This is a genomic window from Paenibacillus sp. FSL R10-2771 (assembly GCF_038000205.1).
GTDB lineage: Bacteria > Bacillota > Bacilli > Paenibacillales > Paenibacillaceae > Paenibacillus_AQ > Paenibacillus_AQ phytohabitans.
In genome coordinates this window covers 3,213,945-3,227,496 of record NZ_JBBOBM010000001.1, presented here as the reverse complement: position 1 = coordinate 3,227,496, position 13,552 = coordinate 3,213,945, and the positions used below count along the sequence as shown (strand labels likewise).

Here is a 13,552-nt window from a genome sequence, read left to right as displayed (position 1 = left end):
ATTCAGAAGGGAGGAATACGCAACGATGAATAGGAGAAGCAGCAAGCAAGCCGTATGGGCGTTGATCATCGTGCTGGTATTCTCCATGGCGGCAGAGGGGTTCCCCTCTGCTGTCTACGGAGAACCATTGAGAGCGATTGCATCACCTGGGGGGATCATACCGCCGGATGCTCCGGGCACTCCCGCCAGCGTAACTGAGTCCGTCTATGAAGAACCGGCTTCACCGGTCATTACAGACTGGGAAGATGATTTCCGCAGTAGCTTCGGTAAGCATACGCACGCTTTGGCTCTGGAAGCGGAGGACATCGTCATTGACGGGGTAGTGGACGAATGGGATCGCTACGCAGAGATCCGGCTTCCGGAGGCTGCCGGGCAGGTGCTGGTCGAAGGCTGGGGAGGACCTGCGGATGTATCCGCCAGCGTCTATCTCGCTTATGACCAGAGCTACTTCTACTGGACGGCGAAGGTGACGGATAATGTGCATGCTCCTGTCTCCGACAGCACCATGTGGAGAGGGGACAGCATCCAGTTCGCCTTCAGTCCCGGCGGCAGCTACGGGCCGGAATACGCCATCAATTATATGGACGGGCAGGCGCATGTCTGGCAGTTCAGCGAAGGCGGAGCCGCAGCAGGAGCGGAAGTGATCACAGCTGCAGCCAGCCGGACCGGACAGGAGACCTTCTATGAGGTACGGATGCCGTGGTCTGCTATCTCTACGGGTATGCCGGAGAACGGGGAGCTTCCGTTCACGCTGCTGTTCAACGACAATGACGGCGCGGGCCGCCGGGGCTGGCTGGAATGGACACCGGGCATCGGCAAAGCCAAAAGTCCGGCCGATCATGCAGTGATTCATCTGGTCCCTTCCGACGACCCTTGGAGCTTCTGGGTGGAAGGTCCCCGGGAGATCAATGTGAATACGACTGTCTCTTATTCGGTGTACGCTGTGAACACGACCAGTGAACCGCATAACCTCCATCTGTCATCCAGCCTGCCGGGTGTTGAAGCGGATTTCACGCTGCCTGCCGGCTCGGCCGCCGGATGGAGCCTGCCGTTCACCACGGCGGACCCCGGAGAGCAGCTGCTTGAATTCACGCTTGCGCAGCAAGGGAGTACTGCCGGCAAGCGGCAGGAGCTGAAGGTGACTGCGGTGCTCGATCCCGCAGAGATTGAGGCCATGCTGGATAGTGTGAATGCACAACTGCCCGGTCTGGAGCAGTTGCTGCTGCAATGTGAGGCACAAGGACTGTCCACAGATTATGAGCGGATTGATTATACCGTAATCAAGGACTTCATTGGTTACGGCAAGGAGGATATCGTGCAGGGGCGGCTCGGCAGAGCGCAGTATGTGGCGGCTGAGCTGGAGACGATGCTTGCAGGCAGCAAGCAGCAGCTGGAAGGGTATCTGGATGGCAGCCTGACCCCGCAGTCCGCACCCCGGTATGTCTCCGGACGCCCGGAGATTTCCGGATATTCCTTCGTGGGTGACACCATCGTGAGGAGTACGGGCGTCACCGAAGAACGGCCAATCTTCTTCACGGGCTACGGTCACTTCAACCAGGTGAAGCGGGATATTCCGAAGCTTCAGGATCTCGGAGCGAACGTAATCCAGATTGAGCTGGGGCCAAGGGATGTCATTCTGGACAAACAAGATTTCGTAAACCGCTACACCGTCAACCGCTCCGGTGCGGTGTCTGCTACAGCAGCAATTACAGAAGGGATAAGCCATTCCGGCAATCATTCCCTGAAGATTGCCAATGCATCGCCGCGGCAGCCGAATGTATTCATCAATGTCGCCCAGACCATAGCAGTAGAGCCGGAGACTACCTATGAATTCAAGGTATGGGTGAAGGGTGACAATGCCAGGAACGTCTGGTTCCCGGGCGGAACGGGCTGGAAGCAGCGTCAGCCGTTGCCCGGCGGAACCTATGACTGGACGGAGGTGACGTTCGAATATACCACAGCGAAGGGGGAGGTATCCTACCCGCTGGTTATTTTATCCGAGAATACAGGTACGGTCTGGGTGGATGACTTAAGTGTTGTCAAGGCCGGGAGCACGGTGAATCTGATTCAGAATCCCGGCTTTGAGGAGCTGGGCGGTTATTCCCCAGACAAGGAATACGTTGTCTCCACCCGCAAAATCCAATCGGATCTGTTACCGGCGCTGCAGCGGGCTGAGGATTATGATGTTGCGGTCAATCTCCTGATTTCCCCGCATTATTTTCCGGACTGGGTACTCGCAAAGTGGCCCGAGCTGAAGGTGGAGAATAACGGCTCTATTAAATTCTCCCTGTTTCAGCCGATGGCCAAATCCATTATAGAGGATTATCTGCGGGCCTTGATTCCTGCCATCAAGGATTATGATTCGCTGCAGAGTCTTACGCTCACCAACGAGTCGGTCTATACGGCCAATAAGGACGCCTATGCGCTGCCTGCCTGGCAGCAGTATCTTGAAGGAATCTATGACGGCGATATCGGGCAGCTGAACGGCGTCTATCAAACGGCCTATAGCTCTTTTACCGAAGTGCCTATGCCTGAGAATATTACAGCTTCTCCGGCGTCTTATGACTATGTGCTGTTTAACCAGGATTACTTCGCCAGCTGGCATGAATGGATGGCCGGAATTATCCATGAGCTTGCTCCCGGGTTGCCCGTACAGGCAAAAATCATGGGTGATCCCCGGGGCAGCCTGTCCTGGGGCGTGGATATCGAGCGCTTCTCGGAGTTCAGCCAGATCAACGGCAATGACAACTGGAATTATATCAACGAAGGCCCGAAGGGCTTCATGGAAGAACTCAGCTTCTATGATTTGCAGGCCTCCTTCAAAGAAGCCCCGGTCTTTAATTCGGAGCATCATCTGATCGCAGACGGGGACAAAATGTATACGCCGGAACAGGCAAAGCATGTCCGCTCCGTACTGTGGCAGAGTGCGATTCACGGCAGGGGCGGCTCGGCAATCTGGGTCTGGGAGCGGACATACAATGAAACGGCCAGTACCGAGGGCAGCATTCTGCACCGGCCGGATGTTGTAGCTCAGGCGGGACGGACCAATCTGGACCTGAACCGGCTGGCCGGTCAGGTTACCGCCTTCCAGAACGAGCAGCCGCAGGTGGCGATTCTGTATTCTACAGCCTCAGGTGTCTTCTCCGGCGATTATTCGGCAGTCTCGCTACGCTCTTATGAAGCGTTGTCTTACAGCGGCTACAAGGCTGGATATGTTTCTGAAGGGCAGGTAGACAATGGCGGGTTGGACGATTATAAGCTGCTGATTGTGCCAAACGCTTCAAGAGTCAATCCGGAGACGCTGAGTGGGATCAGACAGTTTATGGAGCAGGGAGGACGGGTGCTGCTGATCGGCTCCCACGCTTTGGAGCTTACACCGCACGGTGCACCGCTCTCTGCCGCAGACAGAAGTTATGTGTTCACCCATGCGGACAAAATATCGGCAACGGACTGGACAGCAGGCCAAATCAGAGATTACTTGTTACCGGTCCTGCAGACTGTAAATCCGGGGCAGCTGCTGCTGCTTGATCCGACAGACAATGCTCCCGTATACAATGTCGAGTGGAGAACCGTTGAATACGGGGGACATACACTCATGAATGTGGTTAACTATGGCCCGGAACCCGTGGCGGTCAAAGCAGTCCGCAACGGATTAACGGCAAACGGCTTCATGGATCTGATTACAGATCAAAGTAATGCGGGGCAGACCCTGGAGCTTCAGCCGCTGACCCCCTATTTGTTCAGTCTCGACTTTCCGGCTGAGACAGATAACTGAGGGTAGTGCACGGCTGCGCCGCTTTCATAAGCTTAAGCTGCTTTGGAGAACAGCGAAGCCGTTGCTGCCTGGAACATGCTGATATTAGAATGTGATATTCAAAAACTGGAACTCAAAATAAGAGCTAACTTTAGGAGGCACAAGTAATTGGACAAGAAGCGTTATGTACAAGTAGGCATTGGCGGCAGGGCGCAATTTTTCTATGAAGCTATCGCTAAGGAGTACAGGGATTCTGCGGAGCTTACCGCTTTTTGCGATGTGAATCAGACACGTATGGATTACGCCAACAAGCTGTTGTCGGAGACACACGGGTATCCGCAGGTGAAAACCTACCTGGCTGAACAATTTGACACCATGATCGAAACAGAGAAACCGGATATTGTCATTGTCACCAGTGTCGACCGGACCCATCACAGATATATTATCCGCGCGCTTGAGCTTGGCTGTGATGTGATCACAGAGAAGCCCATGACCGTTGATGTGGAGAAATGCAAGGAGATTTACGAAGCGGTGGAGCGTACCGGACGCAAGGTCAGGGTCACCTTCAATTACCGCTATGCTCCGCATCATACGAAAGCCCGCGAGCTGATTGCCTCCGGGGTGATCGGGGAAGTGCATTCCATTCATTTCGAATGGCTGCTGAATACTGAGCATGGGGCGGATTATTTCCGCCGCTGGCACCGGGACAAGCGCAACAGCGGGGGACTGCTCGTTCACAAATCCACTCATCACTTTGATCTGGTCAACTTCTGGATCGGTGCGGAACCCGAAACGGTGTTTGCCTTCGGCGACCTGCGATTCTATGGCCGGGAGAATGCCGAGAACCGCGGCGTAACTTCATTCTATCAGCGTGCCACCGGAAATCCGGCTGCCAAGGACGATCCCTTTGCCCTGCAGCTGGATGAGAATCCCGTTCTGAAGGAGATGTACCTGGATGCGGAAGCAGAGGACGGTTATCAGCGGGATCAAAGCGTGTTCGGCGACGGAATCAGCATTGAGGACACCATGGGGGTAATGGTCCGGTACAGCAATAAGGCGATTCTTACGTATTCATTGAACGCCTACATGCCTTGGGAGGGGTACCGGATAGCTTTTAACGGCTCCAAGGGCCGAATCGAAATGAGCATCGTGGAAAAATCCTATGTCAATGCCGGCGGGGACCGTGCCCTGGAGGGAGCTGTGGAGGGTAAGCATATTGTGGTGCATCCCATGTTTGGAGCGCCTTATGAAGTCCAGGTGGATGAAGGAACGGGAGGCCACGGCGGCGGCGATCCTGTGCTGCTGAACGATCTGTTCGGAACCCCGGACGAGGATATTTACCATCGTGCGGCCGACCACCGGGACGGAGCCCGCTCCATCATGACCGGAATCGCCGCTAATCAGGCCATGCGGACCGGACTACCGGTCCGGATCAAGGATCTGATTACCATCTAATTTGTTGAAGAAGGCTGGCGTAGGCTGCTACGTTGGGAAGAGCAGGTTTTAAATACAGTTGTGTGTTTACAAGAGGCATCCCCATCAGTTAATGATGTATGGGGATGCCTCTACTTATGACAGCAGCTTCCCTAGGCAGAATATAAATTACCTTTTCCATAAAATCCTGCACATAATACAACATTCCCCTCATCCTATCGGCACAAATTCAAAATTGTTGTATAAAATGCAGGATTTCACCTTTTTCAAGCGGCTTAGCAGGTTTATTCTTGTATTTCATACAACAATCTTCCCGAATACCAGGCTATTAATAAATCAAAGTTGCAAAACGTACAGGCGTGTTGATTACCCATATTATGGGATGACAAAAACACCTAGATGACCTTTACGCCTGAGCAGACTAAACTGAACTTGCCACTCCAGCGGAAGATTAAATATACGCCAGTACTGCATAAATTCCCAAAGAGTCAGCCCAGCAAAGACTGGTACCTTCGGATGAATTTCATCAAAAATGTACTTCAAAAGCACATACGCGGCAAGGGCCACAAACAATTGATTATATACTGCATTTTCGGTGGTTCCAAAGAGACAAGGAACATTCAAATGCTGTTTCACCCAGCGGAAAAAGACTTCAATCTCCCAGCGTGCTTTGTAAATTTCAGCAATCACATGAGCGGACTCTTTCCTCAAATCGGTCACGACCCGTACGACTTCACCCCGGTCATTTTCAAATTCAACGACGCGGTGGCGTTGGATGGATTGGTGTTTCCCTTGACCGATATAACAGGTAATATCGCGTACAATTTTGGTGTCTCCCTCCGCCGATCGCTGAAGCTTTCGCGGCATCACCAAATGGAGATTATCTTTCAGACGAATCACAAAGGACTGACCTTGCTGCACATATTGATCCAATCGACCGATTTTTCCATACGCTCGATCCTGGACTAAAAGGTAGTCCTTATCGGCCAAGACTTCTCCAAATGGAGCGTCATTGCGCCGGGCAATCGATTCGACCACATTCACGGGTGAATGCTGTCCATGCGAAAAAGCGACATGCAGCTTAATGCCTCCTCTGAATTTTTTATACGGAGCCCAAGACATGCGGGAGTTTGCCGCCGTAATCGTCGTAGAGTCAATGAGCAGAAGATCTTTAGGCAGATTCAGGTGCCTCTGGGTTTGCCGGTTACATTTCTGGACGAGCATTTGAAACAAACGTTTGAAAATATCGTAAGGAACTTCACCGGCTTTGCCAGAAAGGGTGGAGTAATGAACCTTGGGTAAATCGTAGTTCGAGCCCACACGGGCACTTTGACGAAAGCCATCCCATTGGTGGTAGCAGGCTTGGACAAAGTAGTCGAACAACACACCAACGGTCATTTTGGTGCCGGTATCCTCGTAGTCCTCGGTTTGCCCGGTCACCATTTCGACTTCTTCCGGAGTTAATACTTGTTTGAACACGGCCAAGAATGGGGTATTATTATTCATGAGGTCGCCTCATTTCGGTTTGGTTTGGTCGTACTTACCATTACCCGAAATGGCGGCCTTTTTTGTCCCTTTTTTTGGGAAATCAACACGCTTACAAAACGTACAACAATGATGCCTAAAGGGCTTACTACCGATGGGGACTGCTATTCATTCTGGAAAAAGAAGCAGAAACAGTCTATCATAAAAACATAGACTTCAGAAATGACAGCCAATTAAGGAAATACAAGGAGATACGATGAATAATTCGATACATATTCTTGTAGCCGAGGATGATAGCGATATCAGCCGGCTGCTGTGCAGTATTATACGAAAAAGCGGTTATGTACCCCAGCCTGCCTTCTCCGGAACCGAAGCGTTACTCTATCTGCAACAACGGGAATGGAGTATGGTATTGCTGGATTTAATGCTGCCTGGAATGACCGGGGAGGAGCTGCTGGATTGGATCCGTTCACGGGGGGATGTGCCGGTCCTTATCATTTCGGCTAAAGGTGAACAGCATACCAAAGTATCCGCGCTGCGCGGAGGTGCAGACGACTTCATTACGAAGCCCTTTGATCTCGAGGAGGTGTCCGCACGAATCGATTTGCATCTGCGCAGGTATGCACAAATTGCGGCTCCGCCTGTATCGCGCATCATGCAGCATAAAGGACTCCTGCTTGAATCCGACTCTAGAACGGTGACTGCAGAAGGGATGAAGGTTGCACTGACCGCCAGGGAATACAACATTCTAAGCTTGCTCCTGTCGGCACCCCAAAAAGTATTCACCAAAGCAAATCTATACGAAAGCGTATGGGATGAGCCCTACCATGGTGATGACAATACGGTCAACGTACATATGAGCAATTTGCGGAACAAACTTGTGAAGGCTGCACCGGGAAGCGAATATATCGAGACCGTATGGGGCATGGGCTATCGGCTAAAGCCTTAAGACATTCTTAAGATTCGGCTTTAGACTCTCTTAAGTTATTGTTTCTATACTTGGTCTAAGACAGAAGGAGGCCAAGAGACTATGAATGAAGTTATTTTGCAAACGAATCAATTGTCCAAGAAGTTCCAAGGCGGTGTAGCACTGGATAAAGTAAATTTAACGATCCGCAAAGGTGCTATCTATGGCTTTATCGGGCAGAATGGAGCAGGAAAATCAACACTGATGCGCATCATAACCGGACTTGCTTTTCCAACCGGAGGATCAATTGAATTATTTGGCGCCGGCGACGAGAAGTCGTTAACCCGGGCACGCAAGCGAATGGGGTTGATTATTGAGAGCCCCGCATTGTTCCCGCACATGACTGCCGGAGAGAATCTGGAGGTGAACCGGCTCCTCCGGGGCATTCCCGGTAAAGATAGCGTCGTACGTATGCTGGAGCTGGTCGGGCTACAGGATACAGGCAGGAAGAAAGTAAAGAATTTCTCGCTTGGCATGAAGCAGCGGCTGGGCCTGGCAATCGCCATGCTGAGCGATCCCGAATTTCTGATTCTGGATGAGCCGACTAACGGGCTGGATCCGATGAGCGTCATCGAAATGCGCGAGCTGCTCAAGCGGCTTAACCATGAACGGGGATTAACGATTCTGATCTCCAGCCACATTCTGAGCGAACTGCATCTGCTCGCCAGCCACTATGGCATCATTCATCAGGGAAAGCTGCTGGAACAGCTCACCGCCCGGGAATTAAATGATAAATGCCAGCAATATTTGTTCATTAAATCGGATAATCCGGACAAAGCGGTAACGGTCATTCAGAACGAGCTAAATACCCATGATTTCGAAGTGATGCCGGATGGGGCCATTAAGCTGTTCGGCCGTTTCGGGCAACCCGCGGAAATATCTTCGGCGTTATTCTCTGCAGGTGTACAGATTGAGCAGTTCATGCCCATGGGAGAAGATCTGGAGAGCTATTTCATGAAGCGGATCGGAGGTGCCGGCTATGTATAATCTGATTAGATCCGAGTTGTTCAAGCTGCGCAAGGACCGATCCTTCCGCGTGCTGCTGCTTATAACCGCCGCTCTTTCACTGGCCTACCCGCTGCTCTACTATTTTGATAACAAGTCCAGTGGAGCGCCGCAGTTCACGGGAGCAGAATTCCTGATTACTTTTATTGCAAGCAATGCTTATGTGATCAAATTGGGCGTAGCAGCCCTGGCAGGATTCTTCATCGCCAATGAATATTCAACAGGTGTAATGAAGTCGATCGCATCATCAGGCCACACCAGAGGCAGGCTATTCGCTGCCAAGCTGATTGGATTCTCTATCGGAACCATGGCTATTTCTCTGGTATTCCCGGTCATAAGCACAGCAGAGGTCTCGCTGCTTGCAGGTTTCGGCCACCTGCCGGAGGGTGTAGATTCGTCCTTCATATTACGGGTTCTTGGACTAACGCTGCTGTATACTTCAGGCTACGCGGCAATCGGAGCCCTGTTCACTGCCCTATTCACCGACAGCGGCAAATCAATTGGCTTCTCGATTATTTTCTTTCTATTGATTGATTCCGTTCTGGGCGGCTTGGTTGAATACATTCCTTCCTTAACCAAGGTATATGAATATTCGATCTTCAAGCTTATGGGGGATATCGGCAAGCCCAGAATGGATAGCCATGATCTGCCGGCGCTCCTGCTTGTGCCCATACTGACGATCGCCGTATCCGGGCTGCTCGGTATTCTTGTGTACCGCAGAAAGGAAATCAAATAGATATGAAAGGGGCGGAAGAGTCTTGCTTATCCTGACGCTTATACTGGCTGCGGCGGCAGCTCTTCTGCTTGCCTATCTGCTGCTGCTCAGGCGGGAGCTAAAGCGTATGACACAGCAATTGTACCTTTACAACAAGGGAACTACCGGTAAAAAAATTGAAGTCACCTTATTCGACAACCGGCTGGAAGCGCTAGCGAGTCAAATTAACCGCCAGTCCGGACTTGTCGTCGAGGCAGAAGCACGCAGAAGACGGAGCGAGCAGGAGCTGCGGCAGGCAGTTGCGAACATTTCCCATGACATCCGTACTCCGCTGACCTCCATATCAGGTTATGTTCAACTGCTTGGAGCGGAGCCGGTTACGGATGAGGAGAAGCAGGAATACCTCTCGATCATTCATAACCGGACGAAGCGTCTGCAGGCGTTGTTGAATGATTTCTTCGAGCTGTCCCTCATTGAGTCCCCCGATTATCAGCTCAAGACGGAGCGAATCGGAATGACTGTACTCCTTTCAGAAATACTGGTTGGTTTCTACGACCGTTTCAATGAACAGAACATTATACCGGATATCCGGCTGCCAGAGGAAGACGTGGTTATCTATGCCGATGAATCAGCTATACGCAGAGTGGTTGAGAATTTGCTCATCAATACTGTCAAACATGCGAGCGGAGAGGTGAACATTTGCCTCCAAAAGAGGGACGGGTTTGCCGAGTTGAGAATCGTTAACGAGGCGAAGGCATTATCAAGTGACGAGGTAAGGTTGATATTCGACCGTTTCTACACAGTCGACCGCACACGTTCTGCCCAAGGATCCGGACTAGGACTCTCGATTGCCAAAAGTCTTATGGACAAGATGGACGGAACGCTGACAGCCGAGATGCACCAGGATTATTTGATGATGACTTGCCGTTGGAAGATCAAATAGCTCTCATGCAGTGCTTGATATACGAAGCCCCGAACCCTGTCAGTTATCTGCGGCAATGGAATTCCTTGCCTGAATGTTAACTGTAACTTTTACAGCGCTCTGATATTAAGCGAATAAAAGCTCTGTAACATAGGGGGTAGGACCAGCAGGAAGACAAGCTGGCAGCTGCAAGCTATAAGTGAAGGGAGGATGCTTACTTGAAGCATAACCCCATTATTGCTTCGATCACCGAGGAGTCACAGATTGATCAGGCGGTTGTCTGCGGTGTGAAGCGTGTGAATCTGATGACCGGGAACATCAACAACCTGGGGCAGATTGTGAAGCCGCTGCAGCATGCAGGCAAGCAGGTATTCGTCCATGTAGAGATGGTCGGCGGAATTGGCAGAGATGCGGCGGCGATTCAGTATTTGGCCGAAGCCTTCCGGATCGACGGGATCATTACCACCAAGAGCAATGCCATCGCCACAGCCAGAGCGCACGGGCTCGCCAGTATCCAGCGGTTCTTCGCCATTGATACGGCAGCGATAGAAACCGCGCTTCGGATGATCAAGACCTGTAATCCCGATGAGGTCGAGCTCATGCCCGGACTGATGCCGAGAATCATCAAAGATATGAAGCAGCGCATTAAGCAGCCGCTGATCGTAGGCGGACTGATCCGGGAAAAGCAGGAAATCAGCAGTGCGCTGGACAGCGGTGCCGATTATGTCTCCATTGGGGACGCGGCCCTGTGGCAGTGGAAGCGTGAAATAAGTGAATAACGTACCCCGGGGTGGAGACGATGAGAAAACCCAGCGGTCAGTTATTAGCATTCGATGGAGCCTTACGAGGCTGTAATCGGAGGCTTAATTTCTGGAGCTGGTTTTTTTGTGCGGAAATTCCGGCGCGGAGAACCAGTGAACCTGAATGAAAAGGAGCAAGCGCTGATGGACATCGCTTCATATGAAGCCTACTGCTTTGATTTGGATGGGACCGTGCTGATTGGCGATCAGCTGCTTGCGGGTGTGGTGGACACGGTTGCGGAGCTGCGGCGAAGAGGCCGGAAAGTTCTTTTTCTGACCAACAGCTCGGTCCATACTCCCCGGGATTGCCAGCGCAGACTGGAGCACATGGGGCTGGCCTGCGGGGAAGAGGAAATCTTGACGGCACTCTATGTCAGCGGCAGCTACTTCGCACGGGAAGAGCCGGAAGCCAGGTTGTATCTGGTTGGAGAAGCGGTAATGCGGAAGCAAATGGAGGAGTTCGGAGTGGCCGTAACCGGGAACCCTGAGGCAGCAACCCATGTGCTGGTAGGCATGGACCGCGAATTCAATTATGAGAAGCTGGTGCTCGGAATGAGAGCGGCAAGAGGGGGCGCCAGGCTGGTGGCGGTCAATCCCGATCCGGCCTGCCCGGTGCCCGGAGGTTATATCCCGGATACCTGGGCGATTGTCAAAGCGCTGGAAACTGCGGCCGGGACAGAGGCTGATGTGATTATTGGCAAGCCTTCTTCCTATTATGCGCAGGAGGCGCTTCGCCTGCTGGCCTGTCCCCCTGAGCAATGCCTGATGGTAGGCGACCGGCTGGAGACAGACATTCTAATGGGTAACGGCAGCGGCATGCAGACAGCCCTTGTCCTTACCGGAGTGAGCACAAGAGCGGATATAGCGCGGCAGCAGATTCTTCCGGGTTATGTTCTGAACTCCCTGGCCGATCTATTCAACAATCAAGCCGAACCCTAATAACAGGAGGATGAGAAACTATGCAGGATTGTAAAATACTGGCCCACCGCGGCGCAAGCGCCTATGCACCGGAGAATACACTGGAAGCCTTCAGGCTCGCGGTGCAGCAGCATGCCGACGGTCTGGAAATCGATATTCATCTGACCAAAGACGGAGAGATCGTGGTGATTCATGATGATACGATTGACCGCACCTCTAACGGCAAAGGGGATATTATGTCCTACACGCTGGCTGAGCTTAAGACCTTCCGCTTCAATACAGGCTTCGAGGAGCAATACCCGGAAGCGCAGATTCCTACCCTCCGTGAAGTGCTGGAACTGGTGAAGGGACATGACTTATACCTGAATATCGAAGTGAAGGATATCCTCTCTAAGTCGGAGCTGTACTCCGGGCTCGGGAAAGAGGCGGCGAAGCTGGTCGGGGAGTATGGGCTCAGCGGACAAGTGATCTTTTCTTCCTTCAATCATACCTCTATGGTAAGGCTCAAGGAATCTTGCCCGGAGATGCGGACAGCGCTGCTCTATATCGCGGGGCTATACGAGGGCGGGAAATATGCGCAAATGACCGGAGCCGATGCTCTGCATCCCTTGTACATCGGGGTTAACCGCGAACTGATAGAAGAAGCGCACGCAGCAGGAGTTCAGGTCAATGCTTGGACAGTGAATGATCCGGAGCATATCCGCATGATGCTGGAGGCCGGTATAGACGCGATCATCACTGACCGTCCGGATGTCTGCTATCAGCTTAGAGAGGTACGCGCATGAAGCAGACCCAGATACTGGCTCACCGTGGAGCAAGCGCCTATGCGCCGGAGAATACGATGGCCGCATTCGGGCTAGCCCTGGACATGGGGGCGCACGGCATTGAACTGGATGTGCAGCTGACCCGGGACGGGAAGCTGGTGGTGATCCACGATCTGTCCATGGACCGGACTTCGAACGGGACAGGTCTGGTCGGAGAGCTGACGCTGGAGGAGCTGCGGCAGTATGATTTCTCGTATACTTTTGCCGGGAAATACGGAACGGACGGAAGCCGCCTGCCCGAGCTTGGCGAGGTGATGGAGTTCGCCATGAAGCACGGGCTGTACATCAACATCGAGACGAAGGATTATTCCCGGCCTTACGGTGAAGTGAATATGCGGACAGCGGAGCTGGTACGCCGTTATGGCTATACAGAGAATACGCTGATCTCTTCGATCAATCACAATGCCGTGGCCCGGCTGAAGCGAGATTACCCGGAGCTCAAGACGGCGATTGCGTTCATGGAGAGCTTCTACCGGCTGGAGGCATATGCGGCGAATTGCCGGGCGGATGTTCTGCATCCGTATTATCTGGGGGTAGATAAAGCCTTCATGGAGCTGGCGGACCGCAGCCGGTTCGAGGTCAATCCCTGGACCGTGGATGATGAGGCGGAGATGATCCGCTTGCGGAATCTGGGGGTTACGCGGATTATGACCAATAAACCAGACCTTGCGCGGGAGTGCCTGAAGAACTGAGAGACGAAAGGAAGCAGCGGAAGACCACTGCTGGAG

At 52.5% G+C, this 13,552-nt stretch carries 11 protein-coding genes; 10 read left to right on the top strand and 1 reads right to left on the bottom strand.

The features are described 5' to 3' along the window. Nucleotides 1–25 precede the first annotated feature (25 nt). Nucleotides 26–3,775 carry a sugar-binding protein gene (locus NSU14_RS13865; protein ID WP_340945533.1) on the top strand — a complete coding sequence of 1,250 codons (3,750 nt, stop codon included), beginning with the start codon at nucleotides 26–28 and terminating at the stop codon, nucleotides 3,773–3,775. Between the two features lie 147 nt (nucleotides 3,776–3,922). After that, nucleotides 3,923–5,209, top strand: coding sequence for a Gfo/Idh/MocA family oxidoreductase (locus NSU14_RS13860; protein ID WP_340945530.1), 1,287 nt, complete (start codon nucleotides 3,923–3,925; stop codon nucleotides 5,207–5,209). 354 nt (nucleotides 5,210–5,563) lie between these two features. On the opposite strand, the gene NSU14_RS13855 is transcribed toward NSU14_RS13860, so the two are convergent. Next, nucleotides 5,564–6,694 carry an IS4 family transposase gene (locus tag NSU14_RS13855; RefSeq protein ID WP_340945528.1) on the bottom strand — a complete coding sequence of 377 codons (1,131 nt, stop codon included), beginning with the start codon at nucleotides 6,692–6,694 and terminating at the stop codon, nucleotides 5,564–5,566. Between the two features lie 235 nt (nucleotides 6,695–6,929). On the opposite strand from NSU14_RS13855, the gene NSU14_RS13850 reads away from it, so the two are divergent. The 8 genes from NSU14_RS13850 (at nucleotide 6,930) to NSU14_RS13815 (ending at nucleotide 13,516) form a co-directional block, all read left to right on the top strand. Then, on the top strand, nucleotides 6,930–7,622 hold the full coding sequence (locus NSU14_RS13850) for a response regulator transcription factor (protein WP_042137434.1): 693 nt from the start codon (nucleotides 6,930–6,932) through the stop codon (nucleotides 7,620–7,622). An 81-nt stretch (nucleotides 7,623–7,703) separates the two neighbouring features. Then, nucleotides 7,704–8,627, top strand: coding sequence for an ATP-binding cassette domain-containing protein (locus tag NSU14_RS13845; protein ID WP_042137436.1), 924 nt, complete (start codon nucleotides 7,704–7,706; stop codon nucleotides 8,625–8,627). Further along, a complete protein-coding gene (locus NSU14_RS13840; protein ID WP_042137438.1) occupies nucleotides 8,620–9,381 on the top strand; it encodes an ABC transporter permease in 762 nt (253 codons plus the stop codon). The genes NSU14_RS13845 and NSU14_RS13840 overlap by 8 nt, the downstream gene beginning before the upstream one ends. 22 nt (nucleotides 9,382–9,403) lie before the next feature. Then, entirely contained in the window at nucleotides 9,404–10,303 is a 900-nt protein-coding gene (locus NSU14_RS13835) for a sensor histidine kinase (RefSeq protein ID WP_042137440.1), read from the top strand. 197 nt (nucleotides 10,304–10,500) lie between these two features. Then, entirely contained in the window at nucleotides 10,501–11,061 is a 561-nt protein-coding gene (locus NSU14_RS13830) for a glycerol-3-phosphate responsive antiterminator (protein WP_042137442.1), read from the top strand. Between the two features lie 165 nt (nucleotides 11,062–11,226). Continuing rightward, entirely contained in the window at nucleotides 11,227–12,021 is a 795-nt protein-coding gene (locus NSU14_RS13825) for an HAD-IIA family hydrolase (protein ID WP_052422189.1), read from the top strand. A 20-nt stretch (nucleotides 12,022–12,041) separates the two neighbouring features. Beyond that, entirely contained in the window at nucleotides 12,042–12,785 is a 744-nt protein-coding gene (locus NSU14_RS13820; protein WP_042137444.1) for a glycerophosphodiester phosphodiesterase, read from the top strand. After that, nucleotides 12,782–13,516 carry a glycerophosphodiester phosphodiesterase gene (locus NSU14_RS13815; protein WP_042137446.1) on the top strand — a complete coding sequence of 245 codons (735 nt, stop codon included), beginning with the start codon at nucleotides 12,782–12,784 and terminating at the stop codon, nucleotides 13,514–13,516. Before NSU14_RS13820 ends, NSU14_RS13815 begins: the two co-directional genes overlap by 4 nt. Nucleotides 13,517–13,552: the final 36 nt, after the last annotated feature.